The sequence below is a fragment of the Marinomonas sp. HM11-D genome (assembly GCF_057626615.1).
In genome coordinates, this window is sequence record NZ_JBMMKT010000014.1 from 43083 (window position 1) to 67689 (window position 24607).

Annotated in this window: 21 protein-coding genes; 20 read left to right on the forward strand and 1 reads right to left on the reverse strand. The window is 46.0% G+C overall.

Features of this window, described 5'->3' with window-relative positions; all coding sequences use genetic code 11:
• Positions 1-5 precede the first annotated feature (5 nt).
• From ffh to ACOSVP_RS15810, 10 genes are all read left to right on the forward strand, one after another.
• Positions 6-1385, forward strand: a complete 1380-nt coding sequence (gene ffh / locus ACOSVP_RS15765) for a signal recognition particle protein (protein WP_487348439.1) — start codon at positions 6-8, stop codon at positions 1383-1385.
• A 152-nt stretch (positions 1386-1537) separates the two neighbouring features.
• Positions 1538-1786, forward strand: a complete 249-nt coding sequence (gene rpsP, locus ACOSVP_RS15770) for a 30S ribosomal protein S16 (RefSeq protein ID WP_055464159.1) — start codon at positions 1538-1540, stop codon at positions 1784-1786.
• Between the two features lie 15 nt (positions 1787-1801).
• The gene (rimM, locus tag ACOSVP_RS15775) at positions 1802-2347 is read left to right on the forward strand and encodes a ribosome maturation factor RimM (RefSeq protein ID WP_487348440.1); all 546 of its coding nucleotides are present in this window, start codon (positions 1802-1804) and stop codon (positions 2345-2347) included.
• Between the two features lie 21 nt (positions 2348-2368).
• Positions 2369-3121 carry a tRNA (guanosine(37)-N1)-methyltransferase TrmD gene (trmD, locus tag ACOSVP_RS15780; RefSeq protein ID WP_487348441.1) on the forward strand — a complete coding sequence of 251 codons (753 nt, stop codon included), beginning with the start codon at positions 2369-2371 and terminating at the stop codon, positions 3119-3121.
• Between the two features lie 70 nt (positions 3122-3191).
• On the forward strand, positions 3192-3554 hold the full coding sequence (gene rplS, locus ACOSVP_RS15785; RefSeq protein ID WP_487348442.1) for a 50S ribosomal protein L19: 363 nt from the start codon (positions 3192-3194) through the stop codon (positions 3552-3554).
• A gap of 104 nt (positions 3555-3658) precedes the next feature.
• Positions 3659-4366: a thioredoxin fold domain-containing protein gene (locus ACOSVP_RS15790; RefSeq protein ID WP_487348443.1), complete on the forward strand. Its 708-nt coding sequence runs from the start codon at positions 3659-3661 to the stop codon at positions 4364-4366.
• A 153-nt stretch (positions 4367-4519) separates the two neighbouring features.
• The gene (locus tag ACOSVP_RS15795) at positions 4520-5815 is read left to right on the forward strand and encodes a homoserine dehydrogenase (protein ID WP_487348444.1); all 1296 of its coding nucleotides are present in this window, start codon (positions 4520-4522) and stop codon (positions 5813-5815) included.
• A gap of 12 nt (positions 5816-5827) precedes the next feature.
• Positions 5828-7213: a threonine synthase gene (gene thrC / locus ACOSVP_RS15800; RefSeq protein ID WP_487348445.1), complete on the forward strand. Its 1386-nt coding sequence runs from the start codon at positions 5828-5830 to the stop codon at positions 7211-7213.
• 68 nt (positions 7214-7281) lie between these two features.
• Positions 7282-7992 (forward strand): 16S rRNA (uracil(1498)-N(3))-methyltransferase, encoded by a 711-nt coding sequence (locus ACOSVP_RS15805; protein ID WP_487348446.1) that lies wholly within the window; start codon positions 7282-7284, stop codon positions 7990-7992.
• 95 nt (positions 7993-8087) lie between these two features.
• Complete coding sequence (locus ACOSVP_RS15810; RefSeq protein ID WP_487348447.1) at positions 8088-9170, forward strand: GGDEF domain-containing protein; 1083 nt, start codon at positions 8088-8090, stop codon at positions 9168-9170.
• Positions 9171-9263: 93 nt separating this feature from the next.
• On the opposite strand, the gene ACOSVP_RS15815 is transcribed toward ACOSVP_RS15810, so the two are convergent.
• Complete coding sequence (locus ACOSVP_RS15815) at positions 9264-10493, reverse strand: sugar MFS transporter (RefSeq protein ID WP_487348448.1); 1230 nt, start codon at positions 10491-10493, stop codon at positions 9264-9266.
• A 321-nt stretch (positions 10494-10814) separates the two neighbouring features.
• On the opposite strand from ACOSVP_RS15815, the gene recJ reads away from it, so the two are divergent.
• The 10 genes from recJ (at position 10815) to ACOSVP_RS15865 (ending at position 24566) form a co-directional block, all read left to right on the forward strand.
• Entirely contained in the window at positions 10815-12545 is a 1731-nt protein-coding gene (gene recJ / locus ACOSVP_RS15820; RefSeq protein ID WP_487348449.1) for a single-stranded-DNA-specific exonuclease RecJ, read from the forward strand.
• A gap of 109 nt (positions 12546-12654) precedes the next feature.
• Positions 12655-13497: a bifunctional methylenetetrahydrofolate dehydrogenase/methenyltetrahydrofolate cyclohydrolase FolD gene (folD, locus tag ACOSVP_RS15825; RefSeq protein ID WP_487348450.1), complete on the forward strand. Its 843-nt coding sequence runs from the start codon at positions 12655-12657 to the stop codon at positions 13495-13497.
• Positions 13498-13591: 94 nt separating this feature from the next.
• A complete protein-coding gene (locus tag ACOSVP_RS15830) occupies positions 13592-14182 on the forward strand; it encodes a UPF0149 family protein (protein WP_487348451.1) in 591 nt (196 codons plus the stop codon).
• Positions 14183-14213: 31 nt separating this feature from the next.
• The gene (locus ACOSVP_RS15835) at positions 14214-15539 is read left to right on the forward strand and encodes an aminopeptidase P N-terminal domain-containing protein (RefSeq protein ID WP_487348452.1); all 1326 of its coding nucleotides are present in this window, start codon (positions 14214-14216) and stop codon (positions 15537-15539) included.
• Between the two features lie 19 nt (positions 15540-15558).
• Entirely contained in the window at positions 15559-16755 is a 1197-nt protein-coding gene (locus ACOSVP_RS15840; protein ID WP_487348453.1) for a UbiH/UbiF/VisC/COQ6 family ubiquinone biosynthesis hydroxylase, read from the forward strand.
• Between the two features lie 179 nt (positions 16756-16934).
• The gene (locus ACOSVP_RS15845) at positions 16935-18143 is read left to right on the forward strand and encodes a site-specific integrase (RefSeq protein WP_487348454.1); all 1209 of its coding nucleotides are present in this window, start codon (positions 16935-16937) and stop codon (positions 18141-18143) included.
• Positions 18143-19876: a hypothetical protein gene (locus ACOSVP_RS15850; RefSeq protein WP_487348455.1), complete on the forward strand. Its 1734-nt coding sequence runs from the start codon at positions 18143-18145 to the stop codon at positions 19874-19876. The genes ACOSVP_RS15845 and ACOSVP_RS15850 overlap by 1 nt, the downstream gene beginning before the upstream one ends.
• Before the next feature lie 3 nt (positions 19877-19879).
• Positions 19880-21790: a site-specific integrase gene (locus ACOSVP_RS15855; protein ID WP_487348456.1), complete on the forward strand. Its 1911-nt coding sequence runs from the start codon at positions 19880-19882 to the stop codon at positions 21788-21790.
• On the forward strand, positions 21790-22191 hold the full coding sequence (locus ACOSVP_RS15860; RefSeq protein ID WP_487348457.1) for a hypothetical protein: 402 nt from the start codon (positions 21790-21792) through the stop codon (positions 22189-22191). Before ACOSVP_RS15855 ends, ACOSVP_RS15860 begins: the two co-directional genes overlap by 1 nt.
• Positions 22192-22253: 62 nt before the next feature.
• Complete coding sequence (locus ACOSVP_RS15865; protein ID WP_487348458.1) at positions 22254-24566, forward strand: YecA family protein; 2313 nt, start codon at positions 22254-22256, stop codon at positions 24564-24566.
• Positions 24567-24607: the final 41 nt, after the last annotated feature.

The following is a 24607-nucleotide window of genomic DNA, read 5'->3' on the forward strand; positions in this document are numbered from 1 at the left end:
GCAACATGTTTGACAATTTATCAGAACGTTTAACGTCATCCTTAGACCGAATTCGTGGTCGTGCCAAACTCACCGAAGACAATATTAAAGATGTATTGCGCGAAGTGCGCATGGCGCTGTTGGAAGCTGACGTCGCGTTGCCCGTTGTAAAAGACTTTATTAATGCGGTGAAAGAGCGTGCAGTCGGTACCGAAGTGACTCGCAGTTTAAGCCCTGGTCAGGTGTTCCTAAAGATCGTTAAGCAAGAGCTTGAAGCGGTCATGGGGCAGGCCAATGATGAACTGAACCTGCGCGCTAAACCACCAGCGATTATTCTTCTAGCCGGTCTTCAAGGTGCGGGTAAAACCACGTCGGCAGCAAAACTGGCAAAGTTCCTAAAAGAGCGTCAAAAGAAATCGGTCGCAGTGGTCAGTGCCGACGTGTACCGTCCAGCAGCGATCAAGCAGCTAGAAACCCTTGCTAAAGACGTGGGTGTGGAATTCATTCCAAGTGATATTTCACAAAAGCCAATCGACATTGCCAACAACGCTATTGATGTGGCGAAGAAAGCACACAAAGATGTTTTGATCGTCGATACTGCAGGTCGTTTGGCCATCGACGAAGATATGATGGCGGAGATCAAAGCGTTACATACGGCGATTGATCCAGTGGAAACCCTGTTTGTGGTCGACGCCATGACCGGTCAGGACGCGGCCAATACAGCGAAAGCCTTTGGCGATGTATTGCCGTTAACCGGTGTCATCCTAACCAAGACCGACGGTGATGCCCGCGGTGGTGCAGCACTGTCGGTACGTCACATTACCGGTAAACCGATCAAGTTCTTGGGTGTGGGCGAGAAAACCGATGCCTTAGAACCGTTCCACCCAGATCGTTTGGCGTCTCGAATCCTAGGCATGGGTGACATGCTGTCGTTGATCGAGCAAGCAGAGCAGAAGATCGACAAAGAAAAAGCTGAAAAGCTAGCGGGCAAACTTAAAAAAGGTAAAAGCTTCGATTTAGAAGACTTCCGTGAGCAGTTGCAGCAAATGAAAAACATGGGCGGTATGGCCTCTATGTTGGACAAGCTTCCGGGAATGGGGCAGCTGGGCGATATCCAGGATAAAGTGAACGATAAAATGTTCGTGCAAATGGAGGCCTTGATTAATTCCATGACGCCAGATGAACGTCGCAACCCAGATGCGATCAATGGTTCACGTAAGAAACGTATTTCTGCCGGTGCGGGTTTACAGATCCAAGATCTAAACCGTTTGTTGAAACAACATAAGCAAATGCAGAAAATGATGAAGAAATTCAGCTCAGCAGGCGGCATGAAGAAAATGATGCGCGGCTTGGGTGGAATGATGCCAGGTGGTTTTCCTGGCGGCGGGAACTTCCCGAAATTCTAAGACATGTGCTTAGAATGAAAAAATGTTTAAAGGGCGATCAATTCGCCCTTTTGTTTTTCGGTCGAATCGACTAGAATATGCCGCCTTCTTGTAGTAGGTCTCATAAAGAGGCCGACAAGAGGTGTTTCGTTAAGCAATAAGGAACCAATCATATGGTAACTATTCGTCTTTCTCGTGGTGGCTCTAAGAAGCGCCCATTCTATCACTTGAGCGTGGCAGACAGCCGTCGTGCACGTGATGGTCGTTTTATCGAGCGCGTAGGTTTCTTTAACCCAGTTGCTCGTGGTCAAGAAGAACGTCTACGTGTTGACCTAGACCGTGTAAATCACTGGGTAGGCCAAGGCGCTCAGCTTTCTGACCGTGTTGCTCAGCTTGTTAAAGAAGCTGGCAAAAACGCTTAATACTGAGGTAATGCTATGTCTACGTTAAAGCAGGCGAAAGCTCCTGAGCAGGCGCTTGTAGTGGGACGCATTACATCAGTTTATGGTGTTAAAGGGTGGGTTAAGTTGTATTCCCACACCGAGCCAATGACTGGAATCTTTGATTACAAGCATTGGTGGCTGAAAACTCCTAGTGGGTGGAAAGTCATAGAACTAAGCCAAGGTCGCACCCAAGGGCGCGGTTTGGTGGCAGCAATTAAAGGATATAACGATCGCGATCTTGTTAAAGAGATCTGTGGTTTGGATATCTATATTGATGCAAAAGATCTTCCTAAGCTTGAGGACGGTGAATATTACTGGTCGCAGCTAGAAGGTCTAAAGGTGATTACCAAAGAGGGTGTTCTTCTAGGTAAGGTCTCACAAATGATGGAAACCGGCGCAAATGATGTGTTGGTGGTACGAGCTTGTGAGGGCAGTTACGATCGTGAAGAGCGTTTGATTCCCTACGCACCGGATCAGTTTATTCTAAACATCGATTTAGAAAAGCAAGAAATGGTTGTGGACTGGGATCCAGACTTCTAAATAGATCGAACGAGGCCTAGCGTGCGAATCGGTGTTGTGACGCTGTTTCCAGAGATGTTTCAAGCCATTACCCAGCATGGTGTAACGGGCAGAGCTGTCAAATCTGGCATTGTCGAAGTGGATTTTTTTAATCCTCGCGCCTTTGCGTACGACAAACACAAAACGGTCGATGACCGTCCTTATGGTGGTGGCCCAGGGATGCTGATGAAAGTTCAGCCCCTAAAAGATGCGATTGAGAGCGCCAGACAATGGGTTCCCAATGCAAAAGTTATTTATCTATCCCCTCAGGGGCGCACGCTCACACAGGAAGGCGTGCAACAGCTTGCTAAAGAAGCAGAATTTATTCTGGTAGCAGGCCGTTATGAAGGCGTTGATGAGCGTTTGATTCAATCTCAGGTTGATGAAGAATGGTCGATTGGCGACTTTGTCCTAAGTGGTGGAGAGTTACCGGCTATGGTGCTGATGGACGCTGTCTTTCGCATGGTACCGGGAGTGCTTGGTAAGCAAGCCTCAGCAGACGAAGATTCGTTTGCCGATGGATTACTTGATTGCCCTCACTATACTCGCCCCGAGGTACTTGAAGGTGAACCTGTACCACCTGTACTACTTAGTGGCAACCATGAGGCGATACGGCGCTGGCGATTAAAGCAAAAGCTCGGAAGAACTTGGCAACGTCGGCCTGACCTCCTGCAAGACCTTGAGTTGGACAAGGAACAGCAAGAGTTGTTAAAAGAGTTTATTCGTGAAACTGAAGTTTCAACCTCGGCAGAGTAAGAATCACGAGCTTGTCAGAACGTTAAACCTTCGCGCTGATAAGAAACCATATTCATTAGGAGTCACATCCATGAGCAATAAAACTAAACTGATTCAACAACTTGAATCAGAACAAATGACAAAAGAGATCCCAGCGTTCGGCCCTGGTGATACTGTTGTTGTTCAAGTAAAAGTTAAAGAAGGTACTCGTGAGCGTCTACAGGCTTACGAAGGTGTTGTAATTGCAAAACGCAACCGTGGCCTAAACTCTGCTTTCACAGTACGTAAAATCTCTAGTGGTGTAGGCGTTGAGCGTGCATTCCAAACTTACAGCCCACTAGTTGATAGCATTGAAGTGAAACGTCGCGGTGACGTTCGTCAGGCGAAAATCTACTTCCTACGTGATCGTTCAGGTAAATCTGCACGTATCAAAGAGAAATTGGCTAAGCGCTAATCTCTCCGTAGAACTAAAAAAAGGCGACCTCGGTCGCCTTTTTTTATGGAACTTCATCAGGGTATGATGGCCTAATGGAGCAATCATAGAGAACAGAGGTGGATATGGGATATGTAGCCAAGACGGTGTCAGCACTCGCTTTGACACTATTCGGGATGACTCAAGTACAAGCGGGTGAGCAAGAAGTCCGTGACGCCATGGCAAATACCTTGCCGCAATACACCATTGAATCCATCGACGCCCACGCGGGCAGTGGTTTGTATGTGGTGACCTTGAACAATGGCCCGATCCTGCATGTAACGGCAGATGGTAAGTATTTTGTCGCGGGCGATCTGTATCAGGTAGACGGTCAGAACTTGGTCAATGAAACTGAGCAAAAGAAACTGGCTAAGATCGAGCAAATCCCCGAATCCGAAATGGTGGTGTTCAAGGCGGCCAACGAGAAAGCCCATATCTCTGTCTTTACGGACATTACCTGCGGTTACTGTCGCATGTTGCACAAAGAAATCGATGAGCTAAATGAGCAGGGCATTACCGTGCGCTACCTTGCTTACCCTCGCGCTGGCGTCGGTTCTGAAGCCTACAATCAAATGGTCAATATTTGGTGTTCTGACGATCCGAAAAAATGGATGACGGCGGCAAAATTAGGCAAAGAAGTACCTGAAAACAAATGTACCAACCCTGTGGCAAGCCAATATCGTTTGGGTAATGCTGTGGGTGTGCGTGGTACGCCAAGTATCATTTTGGACAATGGTAAGTTCATTCCTGGATACCTCCCAGCCAAAGAGTTGGCGAAAGAACTGAACCTTTAGTTATTTCGACAAATAATCTACCAAACTATGGCGTAGTTCAGGCTTTTCGACGTTGGGTTTATGCGCTACTGTCGGTATAATCCTTGGACACCTAAATCGCTTTATATTTAGCGTTAACAAAATTATTAGAACCGTCAGTTGTGGGGTATCGTTTTGAAACCGGTAAAAGTCGGAATTTGTGGGCTTGGAACAGTAGGTTCCGGTACGTTTAACATCCTGCGTAACAACGCAGAGGAAATTACACGACGTGTTGGCCGTAGCATTGTTGTTGAGCAAATTGCTGCACGTCAAGTTAACCCTACCTGTGACACCACTGACATTAACACCACGAGTGATATTTTTGATGTGGCAAACAACCCTGAGGTTGATATCGTTGTTGAGCTGATTGGCGGCACAACGGTAGCCCTTGAGTTAGTGATGACCGCGATTGAAAATGGTAAACACGTAGTCACTGCGAACAAAGCGTTGATCGCAGTACACGGCAACGAAATTTTCGCTAAGGCGCAAGAAAAAGGCGTTATGGTTGCCTTTGAAGCTGCGGTAGCGGGTGGTATTCCAATCATCAAGTCGCTGCGTGAAGGTCTATCTGCCAACAAGATTGAATGGCTAGCAGGTATCATCAATGGTACTGGCAACTTCATCATGACTGAAATGAGCGAAAAAGGTCGTGCTTTTGAAGACGTGCTAAAAGAAGCGCAAGCACTAGGCTACGCTGAAGCGGACCCAACCTTTGACGTAGAAGGTATCGATGCGGCGCACAAGCTAACCATCCTAGCGTCGATTGCCTACGGCATTCCGCTACAATTTGAAAAAACTTACACCGAAGGCATCAGCCGCATCACGGCAGAAGACGTGTCTTATGCCCGTGAGCTGGGTTATGCCATCAAACACCTAGGTATCGCTCGTCGTACTTCTGCAGGTGTTGAATTGCGTGTACACCCAACGTTGATTTCACAAAAAACCTTGCTTGCTAACGTGAACGGCGTAATGAACGCTGTCATGGTAAAAGGCGATGCGGTAGGTCCAACGTTGACTTACGGTGCCGGTGCTGGCGCTATGCCAACGGGTTCTTCTGTGGTGGCTGACATCATTGATGTGGCACGTACGCTAACGGCTGATCCAACCAACCGTGTACCACACTTAGCGTTCCAACCAGAGCAGTTGTCTCAGGTGAACATGTTGCCAATCGAAGAAGTGGAATGTGGTTTCTTCTTGAACATGAAGATCCAAGACCGCGCAGGTGTGTTGGCGAACATCACACAAATTCTATCGAACAACGGTATCAGCATTGAGTCTGTGATCCAGCGTGAAGGTACTGATCTAGTACCGCTAGTTGTGATGACCCATGATGTGAAAGAACGCAATATGAATGCTGCCATTGCAGCAATCGAAGCTTTGCCAGATGTAGCGGGTCCAGTACAACGTATCCGTGTTGAAAATCTGGCGTAAGAGGACCAAGTAATGAAATACATTTCGACTCGTGGCCAAGCTCCTGCATTAAGCTTTGGCGATGTACTATTGGCCGGTTTGGCAAGCGACGGTGGTCTTTACGTACCAGAGCAGTTGCCAACTTACTCACAAGAAGAAATCGCTTCTTGGGCGTCTTTGAGCTACCAAGAATTGGCGTTCAAAGTGATGTGGCCATTTGTAGAAGGCGAAATTCCTGAGCAAGAATTCAAACGCATGATTGATGAAGCCTACGCTGGCTTCAATCACTCTGCGGTTGCGCCTATGGTGCAAACGGACAACAACGAATGGGTGTTGGAATTGTTCCGTGGCCCAACGTTGGCGTTTAAAGACTTCGCTCTGCAATTGCTAGGCCGTCTAATGGACTACGTACTAGGTCAACGTGGCGAGAAGCTAGTGATCCTAGGCGCGACCTCTGGTGACACAGGTTCTGCGGCGATCGAAGGTTGCCGTCACTCTGAGCATCTAGATATCTTTATTCTGCACCCGTACCAGCGCGTATCTGAAGTACAGCGTCGTCAAATGACTACTGTCATCGATGACAATGTTTTCAACATCGCGGTGAAAGGTAACTTCGACGACTGTCAGGGCATGGTGAAATCAAGCTTTGCTGATCAATCCTTCTTGAAAGGCGCGAAATTGGGCGCAGTCAACTCGATCAACTGGGCGCGCATCATGGCGCAGATCGTTTACTACTTCTCTTCTGCGTTGGCAGTGGGTGGTCCGCACCGTAAAGTGTCGTTCTCTGTTCCGACGGGTAACTTTGGTGACATTTTTGCCGGTTACTTGGCGAAGCAAATGGGCTTGCCAATTGATCAGCTAGTGGTCGCGACTAACCAGAACGATATCCTACACCGTACCATCGCAGCGAACGATATGAGCCGTCACGCACTGAACGTAACGCTGTCGCCAAGTATGGACATCATGGTGTCGAGTAACTTCGAGCGTCTATTGTTCGATGCCCACGGTCGTGACAGCGCTGCGCTAGCGGATCTAATGGCTCGTTTCAATGCTGGCGATGTCACGCTAAACGATGACGCTTGGTCATTTGTGAAAGCGAACTTCGATAGCTACAAAGTAGACGATGCGCGTACTTGTGAAGTGATTTCTGAAGTCTTCAACGCGACTCAGTACTTGCTTGATCCACATACAGCGATCGGTCTTGAAGCGGCACGTAAGTGTTGGAAAGACAAGTCTGTGCCAATGATTACCTTGGCTACGGCGCACCCAGTGAAATTCCCTGAAGCAGTGGAAAAAGCGGGTTGTCAGTCTCCAAGTCTACCTGAGCACATGAAAGATCTGTTTGAGCGTGAAGAAGCGTACGAAGTGATCGACAACGATCTATCTGCTGTACAAGGCTTTGTTGCTAAGCACATCTAAGCTCTATTCGGGTAAGCAGGCCATCTGCTTACCCGTTATTCCTTCCTTTTGTCTGGTTTATCCTGCCTATGAACCTAATCTTGCTTGCCTCTGATCAGGCGTTGTCTGACTCTGTTTACCAACTCAATGCTCGTCAACAAGAGCACATTGCCAAGGTACTAAAAAAAGCCCATGGTGACACCTTACGTGTCGGCTTGCTCAATGGCTTGATTGGTGATGCGGTGCTTGATCTTGAACATTGGCAAGTAACCCTTGGTCAGTTAGCGATTCAACCGCCAAAGGCCTTACCGATGGAGTTGGTGTTGGCTTTGCCACGCCCTAACATGCTCAAACGCACCTTGATGAACATCACGGCGATGGGGGTCAAGACAGTACATTTGCTGCATTCGGCGAAGGTCGAAAAAAGCTATTGGCAAAGTCCGGTGCTGACAGAAGCGTCGATTCATGAGTACCTTATTGAAGGCTTGGAACAGGCCCGTGATACCGTGCTACCGACAGTGCATCAGTACACCCGTTTTCGTCCGTTTGTCGAAGACGTTTTGCCGACCATATTAGAAGGGCGTTTGGGTTTAGTGGCACATCCTTATCAGGCCGAGTCTTGCCCTGTCGATCTACAACAGTCTTGTGTCTTGGCCATTGGCCCAGAAGGCGGCTGGAATGAGTTTGAAATGGAAAAGTGGACCGCAGCGGGCATGCAAGTGGTGCATTTAGGCGATCGTATTTTAAAAGTAGAAACCGCCGTGCCAGTGTTATTGTCACGTTTGTACCCAGCAAAATAATAAAACTTTACTATCCAGTTGGTTGAGTTTTAAGCTATTGTCTTGTGGATTTAGTGAACAGGTGAGTCTTATTTAGCATGCCTAAGAGCAACCCGATGTCATGGCATCAGAAGTGGAAACAATGGTTTGCGACGACTCTCAATGCGGGAGCGATAAACCATTCATTCACCAATAGCTCTCGTCGCGCCTTTATTATCAATTTATTCTGTTTGGTGGGCGTGCTGTTTACTGCGCCATTGGGCGTGCTATCGCTTGTAAAAGGTAATCTGTTAGTCGGTGGTGGTTTACTGACCATCGCGATGATTTATACCCTAAATCACCTTTATCTTCGCGTCACTAAGAACTATCTATTTTCCGCCAACGTCATCTTATATCCCCTGTATGCGCTGATGCTGTATTTGGTTTACAGTGGCGGCGTTCATGGCACGGGGCATGTTTGGATCTATTGTATTCCGCCGGTTTCGCTGTTCCTGCATGGATTGAAACGGGGCCTGTTAGAAGTCTTTTTATTTATTCTGGCGTTGGTCTTTATCCTGTTTTATGTGGATACACCCTTTAACCATTTGGGCTATCATCCAGACCTTAAGTCGCGCATTATCTACTCGTTTATTTTGATCGCCTTCTTATCGACGATTTATGAGTACATCTCCTCACGTTTTAACCAGTCGTTGCAAGAGTTATCGGTAAAGCTTGAGCTGGCGGCGACCACTGATCCACTAACGGGCTTATTAAACCGACGCGGTTTAGAGCAGCAATTAGAGAAAAAAGCCTGGGATGCGCCGGCATTGATGCTGATGGATGTGGATCATTTTAAGAAGATTAACGATGTGCATGGTCATGAGTATGGCGATGCTTACCTGCAGTTGGTGGCCTGTACCCTTGAAGGGGTATTAGCAAAATATCCTACTCTTATCTCGCGTTGGGGGGGAGAGGAGTTTTTAGTGATACTCGAACATCCTGCCAGTATGAAAGACGTGGCAGAACTAATTCGTAGGGCCATAGCGGAGGCCACTCTGATGACACAGCAGGGCGAGACGATTGCCACAACGATCAGTATCGGTGTGACTGAGGTGAAGGTCGGTGAGAGTGTGATTAAGGCCTTGAGCCGAGCAGATGAAGCCTTATATCAAGCGAAGCACACTGGACGTAACAAGGTTGTGTTCGCAAAGAAAGCGTAGTGGCTGATTGCAAAGCATCATTTTTAGTAGCCAATAAAAAGCCCTTTTAGGAATACCTAAAAGGGCTTTTTTAATGCTTTATCGAGACACCTGTTAATGGCGTACTTTTGAGCCGACTAGGCCGTAGAAAGCGATGTATAGGTAACAGATCACTGGTAGTGCAAAGGAGATCTGCAAACCAATGCTATCCGCTAGACCACCTTGCATCACTGGGACAATGGCACCCCCAACAATAGCAAGACACAGCAAACCAGAGCCGCGGCTAGTGTTCACGCCAAGACCTTTTAGGGCCAAACTAAAGATGGTTGGGAACATAATCGAGTTACATAGGCCCACCAACAAAATAGAGTACATCGCCAAGGCGCCTTCGCTTGAGATGGATAGCGCGATCAACGCTGCTGCGGCGACACTGTTAAATGCCAGCAATTTACCTGCGGCAATTTTCTGCATTAGGATGGCACCGGCAAAACGACCCACCATAGCACCGCCCCAGTAGTAAGCAATGTAGTGTGCGGCTTCTGATTCAGGTAGACCTGCGATGTTCTCTAGACCGAAGTAGTTCACCAAGAAACTGCCCACGGATACTTCGGCACCCACGTACATAAAGATCGCCACCGCACCTAATACCAAGTGACGGAATTCTAGTAGGCTGCTTTGTGCATTGCCGGCTTGAGCGTCTTCTTCAAGGTTTGGAGTCGGTAGAGAGATGCGTGTGAAGATCAGTGCCAGCACGATCAAGGCAATGGCCAAACCAAAGTAAGGCACGATGACGCTTTCTGCTTCTTGAGCTTTCGTCGCGAATTCTGCGGTAGCCGAGAAGATCAGGATGCTACCAATGATAGGAGCAACCGTTGTCCCTAGCGAGTTGAAGGCTTGGGTCATGGTCAGGCGGCTAGAGGCAGTGTCTTCTGGCCCCATAATGGTTACTAATGGGTTCGCCGCCACCTGTAGAATGGTAATGCCAGAGGCCAACACGAACAGTGCTGTTAGAAACACCCAGTAAGTTTGTGCTTTAGCAGCGCCGATAAACAATAAACAACCCGCGGCTGCAATCATCAGTCCTATCCCTAGACCGCGTTGAAAGCCCACTTTTTTCACCAAGTTACCTGCCGGAACAGACACTAGGAAGTATGCACCAAAGAAACACAGCTGGATCAACATGGCTTGTGTGTAGTTTAGCGAGAACACAGATTTAAGATGGGGAATCAAAATATCGTTCAGTGACGTAATAAAACCCCACATGAAGAATAATGATGTCAGTGCCACCAACGCGAAGCGTTGACCTGATGCACCTTGGCCCACAGTAGCGGCTTGATTGCTCATAAAACCAACCTTTTAATATTTATGAAATGGGATAGTGAGTGGGCGTGGATGATAACTGAGCTTGTTTCAGAAGCGACGTAAAAACGCACTATCAGCGCAGTAAATTCATTAAACCTGCAAACTGCAGCGGCTTATGTAACGCTTTCTTGCGTATCCTAAAAAACTCTATGTTACCGGTAAAAAAGGCTGTTTAAAGCAAGCCACCTATGACAGCAAATTTTAGCGGAGCGTTTGCGCCACCATGGTGTGCCGCTTAACAAGGAAGAAGTATGTTAAAGTGGCGCTTTCATTGGTTTGTTCAAGCAAGGCTTAATTGTTTTTATGCGCATCGTAAATCGAGCTCCTTCCCATGAGGTGGCCAATCATTTCCCGCCGCAATTCCCCACTACCTTAGCGCGGATTTATCGTGCCCGCGGCGTCACTGGGCCAGAGGAGCTGGAATACAAACTCACCAGCCTTGAGCATCCAAAGCAGTTTTTTGATATTCAAAACGCCGCCACGCTGTTGGCCGATGCCATTGAACAAGAGCAACGTATTGTCATTGTTGGCGACTTTGATGCGGACGGCGCCACCTCGACCACCTTGGGGATTCTGGCACTCACGGCCATGGGGGCGATTGAACCACAATATATTGTGCCCAACCGTTTTGAATACGGTTACGGACTGACCCCTGAAATCGTTGCACTGGTGCAAGAGCTGGAAGCGGATGTGTTAGTGACCGTGGATAATGGCATTGCCAGTATTGATGGGGTGGCGGCCGCGAAAGCCGCTGGTATGAAAGTGATTGTTACTGACCACCACTTGCCAGGAGATACCCTGCCACAAGCGGATGCGATTGTGAACCCAAGCCATCCTTTGTGTCAGTTCCCTAGTAAAGCCTTGGCGGGTGTGGGCGTGATTTTCTATGTGATGTCGGCCCTGCGTGCGGTACTGACTGAGCGACAATGGTTTGAAAAAGCCCATATCCCACGCCCGAACATGTCCGACTATCTAGACATAGTCGCCCTCGGCACTGTGGCCGATGTGGTGCCACTGGATGCCAATAACCGCATTTTAGTTCAGCAAGGCTTGGCGCGGATCCAAGCGGGGAAAGCGCGTCCTGGCATCCTTGCCTTATTAGAAATCGGTGGTCGTGATCCAAGTCGTGTCAAAGCCACCGATCTGGGTTTTGTGGTGGGGCCGAGGCTTAACGCCGCAGGTCGCTTGGACGATATGTCGATTGGCATTGAATGTTTGCTCAGTGAGCAGGTGATGCTGGCGCGCTCCTATGCGGAGCAATTGGATCAATTTAACCGCGAACGTAAAGCCATCGAATCGGATATGAAGCAGCAGGCCGAGCGCTCGTTAGCGGAATTAGATGCGGGTACGGATTTACCTTACGGCATGTGTTTCTACCGCGAAGACTGGCACCAGGGGGTGATCGGTATCCTAGCCTCTCGGATGAAAGAAAAATGCCATCGTCCTGTGATAGCGTTTGCCAAAGCAGATGAAGAAACGTTAAAAGGCTCAGCGCGCTCGATTCCTGGGGTGCATATTCGTGATGCCTTGGATCTGTTGGCGAAGCGCTACCCGCATATCCTGACCAAATTTGGTGGTCATGCCATGGCGGCGGGGATGTCAATTAAGGCACAGCATTACGAAGAGTTTGCCAAGGCATTTGACGCCATTATTGAAGAGTGGGTCACACCGGAGCAGTTAGAAGCCACTATCTATACGGACGGTGAACTCGCGCCAGAAGATTTTAGTTTGGAATTTGCTGAGCAGCTGCGTGTGGCAGGGCCATGGGGGCAAGCGTTTCCTGAGCCTTGTTTTGATGGTGAGTTTGAACTGCTGCAACAGCGTATTGTCGGTGAGAAGCACCTTAAACTCACCCTGCGGGATCCGAAAACTGGCCTATTGGTGGACGGCATTCACTTCTTTTGTGATCTGTCGGTCTGGCCAAATACTGCACAACAGGCAAAGTTGGTCTACAAATTAGACATCAATGAATTTCGTGGACAGCGTAATTTGCAGCTTTTGGTAGACCATATCGAGCCAGTTGCAAGGAAATGAAAGAATAAATAGCGGCTATTTGCATACATGGGGGCGGCATTCTTCCGATAATAGGATATAATCGCCGTCCCTCACTCAACCACCGAATATTTTTTGCAGGAGTTCATTCATGGCTGCACTGGTTCTTGACGGCAAACAATGCGCGATAGAGACCGACGAGCGTTTAGCAAAACAAGTTGCTGAACTAAAAGAACGTACCGGCGGTACCCCGATTCTGGCTACAATTCTAGTAGGCGCGGACCCTGCTTCTGCGACATACGTGAAAATGAAAGGCAATGCTTGCCGCCGTGTCGGAATGGACTCTCTTGCGATTGAGCTACCAGAAACCACCACGACTGACGAATTGCTTGCGAAGATCGAAGAACTTAACGCAAATCCTGATGTTCACGGTATTTTGTTACAACACCCTGTGCCAGCACAGATCAACGAGCGCGCCTGTTTCGATGCGATCGCAGCGCACAAAGACGTTGATGGTGTGACCTGTCTTGGCTTTGGCCGCATGGCGATGAAAGAGCCAGCATACGGCGCAGCCACTCCAGCGGGTGTGATGCGTTTGCTACAGGCGTACAACATTCCTCTAGAAGGCAAACATGCCGTGGTAGTGGGTCGCAGTCCGATCCTTGGTAAACCAATGGCTATGATGCTATTGAATGCCAATGCCACAGTGACCATCTGTCACTCACGTACACAAGGCTTGTCTGAGATTGTCAAACAAGCAGACATCATCGTTGGTGCAGTAGGGAAGCCTGAACTAATCAAAGCAGATTGGATCAAAGACGGTGCGGTGGTTGTGGACGCTGGTTACCATCCTGGTGGTATCGGCGATATCGAATTGGGACCTCTATACGAGCGTGCCAGCGCCGTGACACCAGTGCCTGGTGGCGTTGGTCCAATGACGATCAACACATTGATTCTACAAACCCTTGAAGCGGGTTTGAAACACTTAGGTTAAACTTGAAGTCACCCTAGGTGATCCTCATATAAGTGATAGCGAGCCGTGCCTTTGGTACGGCTTTGTTTTTTGTTGAATTTAAAGGTTGCTTTGCATGTCCACTGAAATGTTACTCGATGCGCTGGATTTTGATCTGATCGCCGACGTATTTGTCACCGAATCCATTTCTGCGTCACCCGCTGAACTGCACGGTCAATTGTGTGGCTACCTAGCGTCTGGTGTGGGTTTGCCATTAGAAGACTGGCTCACCATGGTGGCAGAGTTCTGCGATATCGAAGGCTGGAAAGAAGACGCCAGCCGTGCTGCCATTGTTGAACTGTACCAGTCGACCATTGCCCTGTACCAAAACGGCGAATACGCCCTCGTGCCTTGTATCAGCGATGACGATGCGCCACTCAGTGAGCGTGGTACCACCTTGTCGCAATGGGCGCACGGATTTCTAGCAGGCTATGGCTTGTCGGGTCATAAACCAAACTTGTCGGACGATGCCAAACAAGTGCTGCAGGACTTCGCTAACATCTCGGCGATGCAAGCGGATATGGCGGATCTGGAAGACAACAACGACAATGATAATGACCTAACTGAATTGGTTGAATACGTACGTTTGTCCGCCATGATGCTGTATTCCGAGCACCATTCGCCATCAGATGACAGTAATGCAGGCCAAGCACCGCTTTTCCATTAATCACCCCATTGTGGTGTAAAAGGAGTAGGGAATGAACTTATCGAAAGAAATTTATCGTGAACGCCGTCAGCGTTTGATGAATAACCTCGGCCTAGAGAACGCCGTTGCGGTGCTACGCTCCGGTGAAATGGTCACCCGTAACAACGATTGTGAGTACGAGTTTCGAGCGCATTCCAGCTTCTTTTACTTAACCGGCTTTAAAGAGCCCAATGCAGTGGTGTTTATCCTACCGTCAGGCGAAAGCCATATGGCGGTATTGCCCAAAGACCCAGAGCGTGAGCAATGGGATGGCTTCCGTCATGGTATCACTGGCGCTATGCAAACCTTTGGTTTAGACCAAGCGGTGGAGCTGGATGAGCTAGATGATTTGGCGTTAGAGCTGTTGGATGGCACGGAACACGTCGCTGTGTTGATGGCTGATGAATATCAGCGTGATCAAGTGCTGCATTGGCGTGATCAGCTAGCAGCTAAGGCTCGTCAAGGTGCTGTGGCGCCTACGAATCTAGTGGATTTAAGTGATACCTTACATGAAATGCGCCTGATCAAGGATATTGGCGAGATTGAAATCATGGAGCGTGCCGCGCACATCAGTGTCCAGGCCCATATTGCTGCGATGCAGGCGGTGAAGCCTGGCATGATGGAATACGAACTGGAAGCCGAGCTGAACTATATCTTTATGAAGAATGGTGCGCGCGTGCCAGCGTACAACAACATCGTGGCCTCCGGCAGTAATGCCTGCGTACTGCACTACATCAAAAACGATGAAAAAATCGAAGACGGCGATCTGATTTTGATCGACGCCGGTGGTGAATTAGGCTGCTACGCCTCAGACATTACCCGTACCTTCCCAGCCAATGGCAAATTCAGCGAACCGCAAGCTCAGCTATACCAATTAGTGCTGGATGCTTACCACGAAGCCATGACCCATATGCAGGTCGGCAAACCTTACGAAGACTTCCATAATGCCGCGGTCGCAGTGCTGACCAAGGGCTTGGTCGAGCTTGGCTTGTTGAAAGGTTCTGTGGAAGAGCTGATTGAGAACAAGGCCTACCGCGAGTTTTATATGCACAATACTGGCCACTGGCTGGGTTTGGATGTACACGATTGTGGCCGTTACAAGATCAACGGTGAATCGCGTCCGTTTGAAGCAGGTATGGTGGTCACCCTAGAGCCAGGTTTGTACGTCAACGCTGATAATGAAAATGTGGATCCTAAGTGGCGTGGTATTGGCATTCGTATTGAGGATGACATTCTCATCCGCGAAGACGGTCCCTACGTACTGACCCAAGGGTTAGCAAAAGAAATTCATGAAATTGAAGCCTTAATGGCATCGAAAGCCTTAATGGCGTCTCATTAAGTTGTAGTAGAGGTTTGGCATGGCCAGAGAATACGATGTAATCATTGTGGGTGCCGGTATGGTGGGCGCATTAACCGCCGTTTTAACCGCGCAAAAGGGGCTCACCGTCGCCTTGATTGATAAGCACTCTGGTCGCTATACCTTATCCACACCGCCTGCCTACGATGCGCGTGTGAGTGCTATTTCAAAGTTATCCCAACAACTGCTCGAAGAAGCGGGTGCGTGGCAACGTATCGCGCAAAATCGTCTCGCGCCGTACCATAAAATGGCGGTTTGGGACGGACTTGGGGATGGATATGTGGATTTCGATGCAAATTATCAACAGGCGGGCGATTTAGGTCAGCTTGTGGAAAACACCGTGTTGTGCGATGCCTTGATGAAAAGCGTACACGATACCCGTGGTATTGATCTGTATTTTGACGACAGCGTCGCTGCTCAGCGTCATACGGAAGCGGGCGTGGAAATTGACTTGGCGTCAGATCGTCAATTACAAGGCGCGGTCTTGATCGCTGCCGATGGCGCCAATTCACAACTGCGTCAGCAAAATGGTTTTGACACCATTGAGTGGGATTACGGCCATCATGCCATCGTCACCACGGTGGAGATCGATCAGCCCCATGAAAGCACTGCTTGGCAAGCGTTTGGCGAAGAAGGCATCTTAGCGTTCTTACCCCTACCAAGCGTGGACGATAAGCACTATGTGTCGATTGTTTGGTCGGTAGCGCCAGAAGATGCTGAGCAATTGGTCGCCCTAGACGAAGCTGATTTCTGCAAGCGTTTAACCTACGCCATCAATCGCCGTTTTGCAGCGTTATCGATTACGGTACCGCGTATGGCGATTCCATTGCGTCAGCGTCATGCGAAACAATATGTGCAAGAGGGCTTAGTTTTGATTGGCGATGCGGCCCATACGATTCACCCATTAGCAGGGCAAGGGGCGAACCTGGGGTTTGCCGATGTCAGTGCGCTAGTGCCGATTTTGATCAAAGCACATCAACGTGGAGAGGCAATTGGCTCATTGAAAATCCTACGTCGCTACCAGCGTGCGCGTATGCTCGACAACATTGCCATGTCCGCATCGATGGAAGCCTTTAAACGCATGTTCACTACACAACAGCCGATTGTGGTGCAGCTACGCAACATGGGGCTAAAACTGTGTCAGTCTTCGCCGATGATTAAGCGGCAATTGGTGGCGCATGCAGCCGGTGTGCGCTAAATATCGTTACACTTGAATTACCTTACATTGCAAAAAACACCGGAATGACTACGGTGTTTTTTTTACATTCAACTTACATGCTAAGTAGTTATAATTAGATTAACACTTATATAAAGTAACTTTCATAAAACTAGATTAACTCCTATACTAAAAGTTAGATGGTATGGAGTTGATTGATAATGGAACATTTTTATCACCTTGTTGAAACAGAAAAAACGATAGATATAGGCTCTATTCGTATTGAAGCGGATAGTGAAACTTTATCATTCGGCGTTGAGCACCCAATGTCACACAAAGGTGTGTTCATGCTGTTTACCAGTGAGGGCAATCCAGTATTTGAAGCAAACGCCTACATAATGAGTCGTCGGGTTATTGAGGGTGTCAAAGACATAAAACCTACTTGCTTCCATCTATTGAGATATTTCCGATTCCTTGGATCAAACCATTTATCTTGGAATGATCAGCATGAAGAATTACAACGACAACCAATCTTCCTCTATAGAGCCTTTCTGCTTCGTGAAATTGATAATGGGAATTTAAAACGATCCGTTGCGGTTGCTGCAATGTCAGTAGTAAGGCGCTTTTATCTGTTTTGCTATCGGCATGGCTACACATCAGAGTTACCATTTGCTGTGACTGGTCATACAAAGTACGGGCAAGTTCTTACTGACTGTTCTATACGAGGCGCATCAAGAGAAACAAACCTACAGCCTTTAAATGAACTCGATTTACAGCATGTACGTGATAATTGGCATTGTAATGGCTTGTCGCTTGAATTTCGTTTGATGATTTCCGTGGCGTTGTGTTCAGGTTTGCGCTCTATTGAAATAACCGACATAAAGCCAAGACATTTCGCTATTCCCAAAGGGTTTACAGGAAAAACCTTAACGGGTATTTGGATCGGTCCTGATCACGACTGTAAGACTAAGTACAGCGTTAATCGTCAAATATCCATGCCTATCTGGTTATTGGAGAAAATGGACGTTTATTTTCAAAGTGAGCGCTATCTAAAAAGAAAACAGTTGTACTTCATGAACACTGGTGACGTTTCCGCTCCTGCTTTTATTAACAAGGATGGAGGCATGTTTACGACACAAAGCATCAATACGCAATGGGCTAAGCTTCGTGCAGCCATAAGGGAAAATAGCAATCCACACTTCAACCATAAACAGCATGATTGTAGAGCCACTTTTGGAGCAAACAAACTAGAGTCTTTAGCAAACATAGAAGGCTTGTCTATGATACAAGCGCTGACATTACTAAAAAATGAAATGGGGCATAAAGACCTTGATACAACTATGTTGTACCTCAAACACTATGAAGGCAATCCTGAGAAAAACCTAATACCAGAAATTACAATGAACTTGCTAAAGGATGAGGTGGTTTAGTGACGGATTCCATGAATGGTGACAACGCTCGTTCTTACCGCTCGATACCCACGAGCCAGATGCTCTCTGACAATACGTTGAAGGTCATCACAAAATGGAAGTATGTGTGGAAGGATGGCGGCGGCGGCAATTCAACCTGTGATTTTAATGAATTTAAAGCGTATGCCACAGATGAGCATATCCGCTTACTGATTTCCAAGTTTGAATTATCTGGTTGGGCGGATACTTCAAAGGTACATCATTTTCGATCAATCAGGATGGTTTTGCGTTATGCCTATGAAAGTCAAGATGATAGAAAGAAGTCAAAGGTGGCGTTTTCTCCTGACACTTGTACTCGGTACATCCATGCAAACTATTTATCCATGGCAAGCAAGGGTATTGGGATTCACGGTAAACAAATTAGTGCAAAGAGTCTTGGCTGGATAGGATCAAACCTGAATTCAATCTGTAAAAAATGTGGCTTAGGCACGATTCCCAAAGGGGCGCGTAACCTTAATACGCACTCTGCCTCATTGGATTCTGATAACTACACCACAAAGCAACTACGTTCTATTGCGTTAGCGTTGTTAGAAAACCGCACCCTGTTGTTGAGGCGCTATCAAGATGCTTCGCTCTCGCAATATGAAAGAAATCTGGCCTTTGATAAATTGGTTTATAACGCCGTGTTTTTAACTATTTACTATCTTGGCACTGGTCAAACAGAAACCCTAAATATGTTTTTGGATGACGAATGGACTGTTCAAACGTCAGGAGCTGGCCGTATCAGCATAGAAGGCTTCAAGACACGCACAAATACCGTTGAGCAACGTACATTTACCCCTAGAGCGTCTTGTAAGAGTTTTTTTGAGTCTCATCTAAAACTTTCTAAAGCTCATTCAATTTCACTTGGACTAGACAAGCACTTCCTTTTTAGAAAAGTTAACGGTAACGCCCCTCCTGTTAAGAGCCTATTTAGGTATGCACAAGAGTTTCTGCCGAAGCACTCTAAACGCCTTCAGAATTTAATTAAAGAAAACCCTGAATTTCGCCTGAATTGTAATCTCTTAAAATCCTCTATCAAACAATATGCAGAGCAGAAGCTAGGACGCATTCAGGCAGCTTCTAATACACGAAATGCTGTGGGGACGTATGACTATGCTAAGTATGGAAAAGTCACTAAGGGCGAGGCTAGAAGCCAACTGGCACTTGGTTTAAGTGCTTTGCACAACGTAGGGTTAAACCCAACTGGCGGTACTGTTGTCGCGGTGGCAAAGGCTAAAGAGGCAGCGAATGCAGTGATTTCTCAGGATGAGTGGATCGCTTTAAAAGAAAGCGACACAGAAAATCAAATTGTAAAGGTTGTTAATGGCGGCTTTTGTAAAGGCGCAGAGACTCCGCAAAAGAAAGACTTTCAGAAAATTGCCGAGGCCAGTGGCGTCTTATCTAACGAAGATAAAGGTAATTTAGGTTGTGGATTTGTAGTGAAGTGCTTTGGCTGTTCCAATTTAGGGATAGTGGATGTACCACACGATATTTGGCGGCTTTTATCATTTGAAAAGCGCTTAAATGAAGCCATGATGCTGCATCAAAATATCGAACACTTCATCACCAATTTCGGTGAGATCAAAGCCAATCTCAACGCCCTAAAAGCTCGTTTTAAAAAAACTCATCTAAAAGCTGCAATGAAAATGCTGGAACGAGAGTGTCACCCTTTGTGGGACGAGAACTCAATTATGGATATTTTCAGAGGGTAGACAATGTATAGCGTTAGCAACGACTTTGAATTGTTTGATCAATACGCATTACCACAAAAACGTGAGTCAGGTGAGTTTGTTATGCCCGATGACGATACGGTGGTGAGTATTAATAAGGAAGCTCAACCTGTCTCTTATTTTCGAGATGACATTTGGGACTTCAATGCATTTTTTAACCTTACGAGAGAAATAAAATCAGTTTACCAAATAAACTTTCATTCGGATAAGCATCAGCCTGAATTACTGCTTGAACTAAAGCAACGCATCTACTTCTTAATATGGGGATCAAAAGGCGAACTGCTACACATGGGGGATAAGACTTTCCGAAAGTTTAGTCAATGCCAAAATATAGCTAAGAGAGCAAATGCTTGCTTGAGAGTATTTAAAGGCTCCTCCGTGAAGTCTTTTTCCTTCCTAAGCAACGAGTTGGTATTCACTCAAATTTTGCATGAGCAAAAAAAACATAGCGAAAAAAGCACAAAGCTTTATCTAGAAGCATTTAGCGTTTTAACACAGCTTAACAATCACTTTCCTGATAATCGCCATTTTTCACTAGGGATTCCAGAAGGAAAAAGCCTAGCGCAAATCGCTAAGCAGTATTCATCTAGTGGCCAAGGACACCACCCAACCGTGATTCCAGCCATTTATGAGCAACTCATGGGACGTTTGATTAGCGATGTGGAAGCAGCGTATAGCAAGTTGGAAGACCTTCGTGATGTTAAGAAGTACGCAAAAAAATATCGCCTAACAGAGCGCAATGCGGTGGATGCGTTTCGTGCTATAGAAGGGGCTTGTTTTCTGACGATCTCTGCTTTCACTGGTATGCGTATTAGCGAATTAACACAAATTGATTCAAGCTCATATAAAGAAGTTGACCTTGATGGCATGGTGTTATGCACATTACGATCTTGGACAAGAAAGCTTGAAAAACTTCCAAGAGAAGATTCGTGGGCTTGTGCGCCCATCTGCGAAAAAGCCCTGAAAGTTTTAACAGAACTAAATGACGATTATCGTACCCAAAAAGGCGATATTCATGAGTCTCCTAGATTTGCAATGGATGGTATTAGTAGATCAGGTGAAAACATTTCAACGCAACTAAATAGCGTTATTTTGAATGAATCTGGGCTTCGTGCCCTCTTCAAAATTCATTCAAAGCACCTTGATATTAACTATGTCCCAGAAGAAATGGACGAGATTTATCGTTTGTTAAACCCTGTTATTCCAGATCAATTCAACCCTGTTAGAAAGCGAGAAGATGGCTCATTTTACTGGCATTTTTCAACCCACTCTCTGCGCAGAACCTTCGCTCACTTTGTCGTTGGGAATGGTCTTGTAACACTTGCCGCATTAAAGCATCAATTCAAGCATATCAGTTTATCTATGACAGCGATCTATGCTAGCCATACAGAGGTTTTAACCCTGTTAGGCATAGAAAATCCAGCCAGTGTTAAAAAGGCCGTAGAAGACGCTGAAATGGAAAGTCACAAAATTTATTTGCGAGACATGCTAGACCATCCAGAGAAACAATCTGGTGGATTCATGAAAGCGTTTGAAGGTGATCCAAAGGTCTTAACTGGTGAACAATTTGAAAAGCTCGCCAAAGAGACTAAAGGCGCTAACAAAACGACAGGCTATGGTCGATGCTTTGCAGGTTTCCAATGCAAGATGACCCACTTATTTGAAGCGTCTACTTGTATAGGGCGAGATTGTGAAAACCTAAATATCAACCATGATGAAGCCTTGCGATGGCAAGCGAGACACAAACACATTGCGGGTAAAATTCAGCAAATGAAAGAAATGGGGTTCTACAACCAAAACACTTTGGCACGAGAACTCACCGACATTCGTGCTGCTGAGAAAGTTATGAAAGACCATAACATAGCATTTGAGCGATTCGAGCTAGGAGATTTGTAATGGCAAACGTAAGAGCTAAGCTGCTAAAAGCATTTGATGAGCTTAAAAAAGAAGGCAAGAAGATCAGCCCTTTTGCAGTGGAAAAGCGGGCTGGTGTCGCCAACGGTTCGTGTAAAAATCACCCTGCAATCCTAGAGATGGTTAGGGATGAGAAAGCACGATACCACCCAAATCCAGAGGTAGCTAAAAAGACCAACGTAGCTGAACGTAAAAAGCATTCTGATAAGAAAAAGAACGATGCGCTCGAAAATAGCAGCAAGCGTCTAAAAGCTGAAAATGACCAGTTGAAGCAAGAAATGGCTGTGATGGCAACGTCAGTAGCTCAGTTAACATGGGAGCTACATCGCCATAAAACAGCAACTCGGAAACAAAGATCAAACGTAGAGCCATTTTCCAATTAGCCTATTTTATTTGCTCTTGTATACAAACACTTTATTAATATCTAAGGGAATAGTTAATTATCATGAACTCAATATTTTCTGAACAAGAACAGAATGTTGCCTTTCTAATGGAAGAAATGAAAGCTACTGCTGCTGAGATGCGTACCTTGATAGTTTCCATGCCACCAGAAGAGCTTCTAGGGTATATCCAATCTCGACGCTTGCTGGTCAGTATTAAAGATGCAGATATTGATGGTTCAGTTAACTCAACTAGTGAAATACAGTTTCTTCTTGAGTATGTTCATGCCGTATTGGCATCAGATATTGGCTTAGATAAAGTTGAATTTGACGAGTCCAAATGTACAAAACTGTTTGATCTTAGCTCCAAGCTACGGAATCTGTCTATGTGCTTCGCAGCGCGTTCATCTGCCATATCAAAAAATAAGGAATTTGGTTCAAACACATCAGATATAGAGTATCACATAAAATCTTCATGGGTTTCTCTTAGAGGGAACCGCTATCAGGTTCTAGAAGAAGAGTTTTATAATTATGTACTCGCACCGCATGACGATGTTTTGAAAGAGCATTATGGAGTTGGCTCTACCGAGGTAGCAAAAGGCTTTCAAAGCATTGCTAATGCCGCTCGTGTGGGCCATGGAAATGCCATAAAGGAGATAATGGAATTTTCCCAAGAAGCAAAAAAACTTTCTTTGGAAAGAGGGCAGACTTTTGAAGAGGCCATCAAGGGCTGGATTTCAGAAAATGTAGGTCAGTCAAATTTAGCTGCACTTGCAATAGACAATCTGTTTTATGGAGGGGTCTCGAATGTCACACGCCATACCGATCTACCATCTAAACTTCTGGAAGATTTAGCATACAAACGCGGCGAAGAAAAAGATTTTTTTTCTCAAGGCGATTTTTCAGGAACCCCATTCAGAACTCTCCCTGCGCGTAAAAAACCGCTAATTAAACTTGGTCAAGAGTATTATGCTATTGACTATTGTTTTATCCGAGATTCAGGGTATCGGTCACTTCTTTTTAATTTATTACAAAGAAATACTAGTTATAGTAAATTATTTAACGATCGTCAGAAGGTGATGAGCGAAGAGGCATTTCATGATATTCTTACAGAGCAGTTGCCTGGAGCTACAGTATTTCAAGAAGTTTATTATAAAGACCCTATGACTGGGAAATGGGTTGAAAATGATACTTTAATTGTTGTTGATGATGTGCTTTATCTAGTTGAAGCTAAATCTGGAGCGGCAGCAACAATTGCTTCTCCAGAACTTGATTTTGAACGTCACGCGCAGTCAGTTAAGGATCTGATTATTAAGGCTTACGAACAATGTGAGCGCTTTTTTAAATACCTTAAATCAGCAGATGAAGTTTCACTGTATACTTTAGAAAAGGGTAAGTATAAAGAGTGTGGTCGAATCCGATACTCTGACTTCCGGGTTATGATTCCTATCGGATTGACTGTAGAATCACTTTCTCCATTAGCCTCTTTTTGTAAGGAGCTACCTCAAATACAGCCAATTCTTGGTAAGCATGCATTTGTGTCAATGTCGATAGATGACCTATTTGTTTTAAGGCGTATTTTACCGACATCAGGAGTCTTTACACATTATATGGAAGTACGACAGGCAGTAGCAGGAATAAAACGAGGCTATTTGTTTGATGAGATAGATCATCTAGGAGCCTATATAAAGATAAACCGCTTTGATGAATACCTTAAAAAACAGCTGACTAATAATCAAGAAAGTTTTGCCATATTAAGCGATACGAATACTGTGATCGACAGTTTTTTTTCAGGGAAGGAATGGGAAAACAATCTAATTCCAACACAGGAGTTCCCAGATGAACTTCTGGAGCTACTAGAATCACTCGATACTAACCGTGCAAAGGGATGGCTTGCTGCCGATAGTCTAATTCGTAACTACGATAAACAAGCTCGCAATGATTTTGCTGACTTAATGTCAAGAATGAAATGCACTGTAGAGAGCCGTTCAGAGCGCTTCTTTGTGTTTTTTTATAATGGTCAACCTCTATTTGTTTTTATGAAAAGCAAAGGCAAATCTGTAGATTGGAATATGATAAAGGACAAAGCAAAAGCCTTCGCTTTATCAATTGACTCACCTAAAGTTGCAGGCTTATTTGTTGAGATTAGTAAGAGTAGCTCTTATGAAAATGCTCAGTACTTTAAAGTAGAAGCCCCTCTCAAGAAGAGTGATAAAAATGCTCATATCTTTGATGATGCCCAAAAAATCAGACAAAAAACAAGAGAAATAAGTTTACAGCAAACTACTTCATCAGGTCACGAAGCTTCAAAAATAGGTCGTAATGATCCTTGTCCATGCGGAAGTGGTACGAAGTATAAGAAGTGCCATGGACGTTAATATCCATGGCAGGTTAAAGCCAAACTTTAAAAAATAATTTA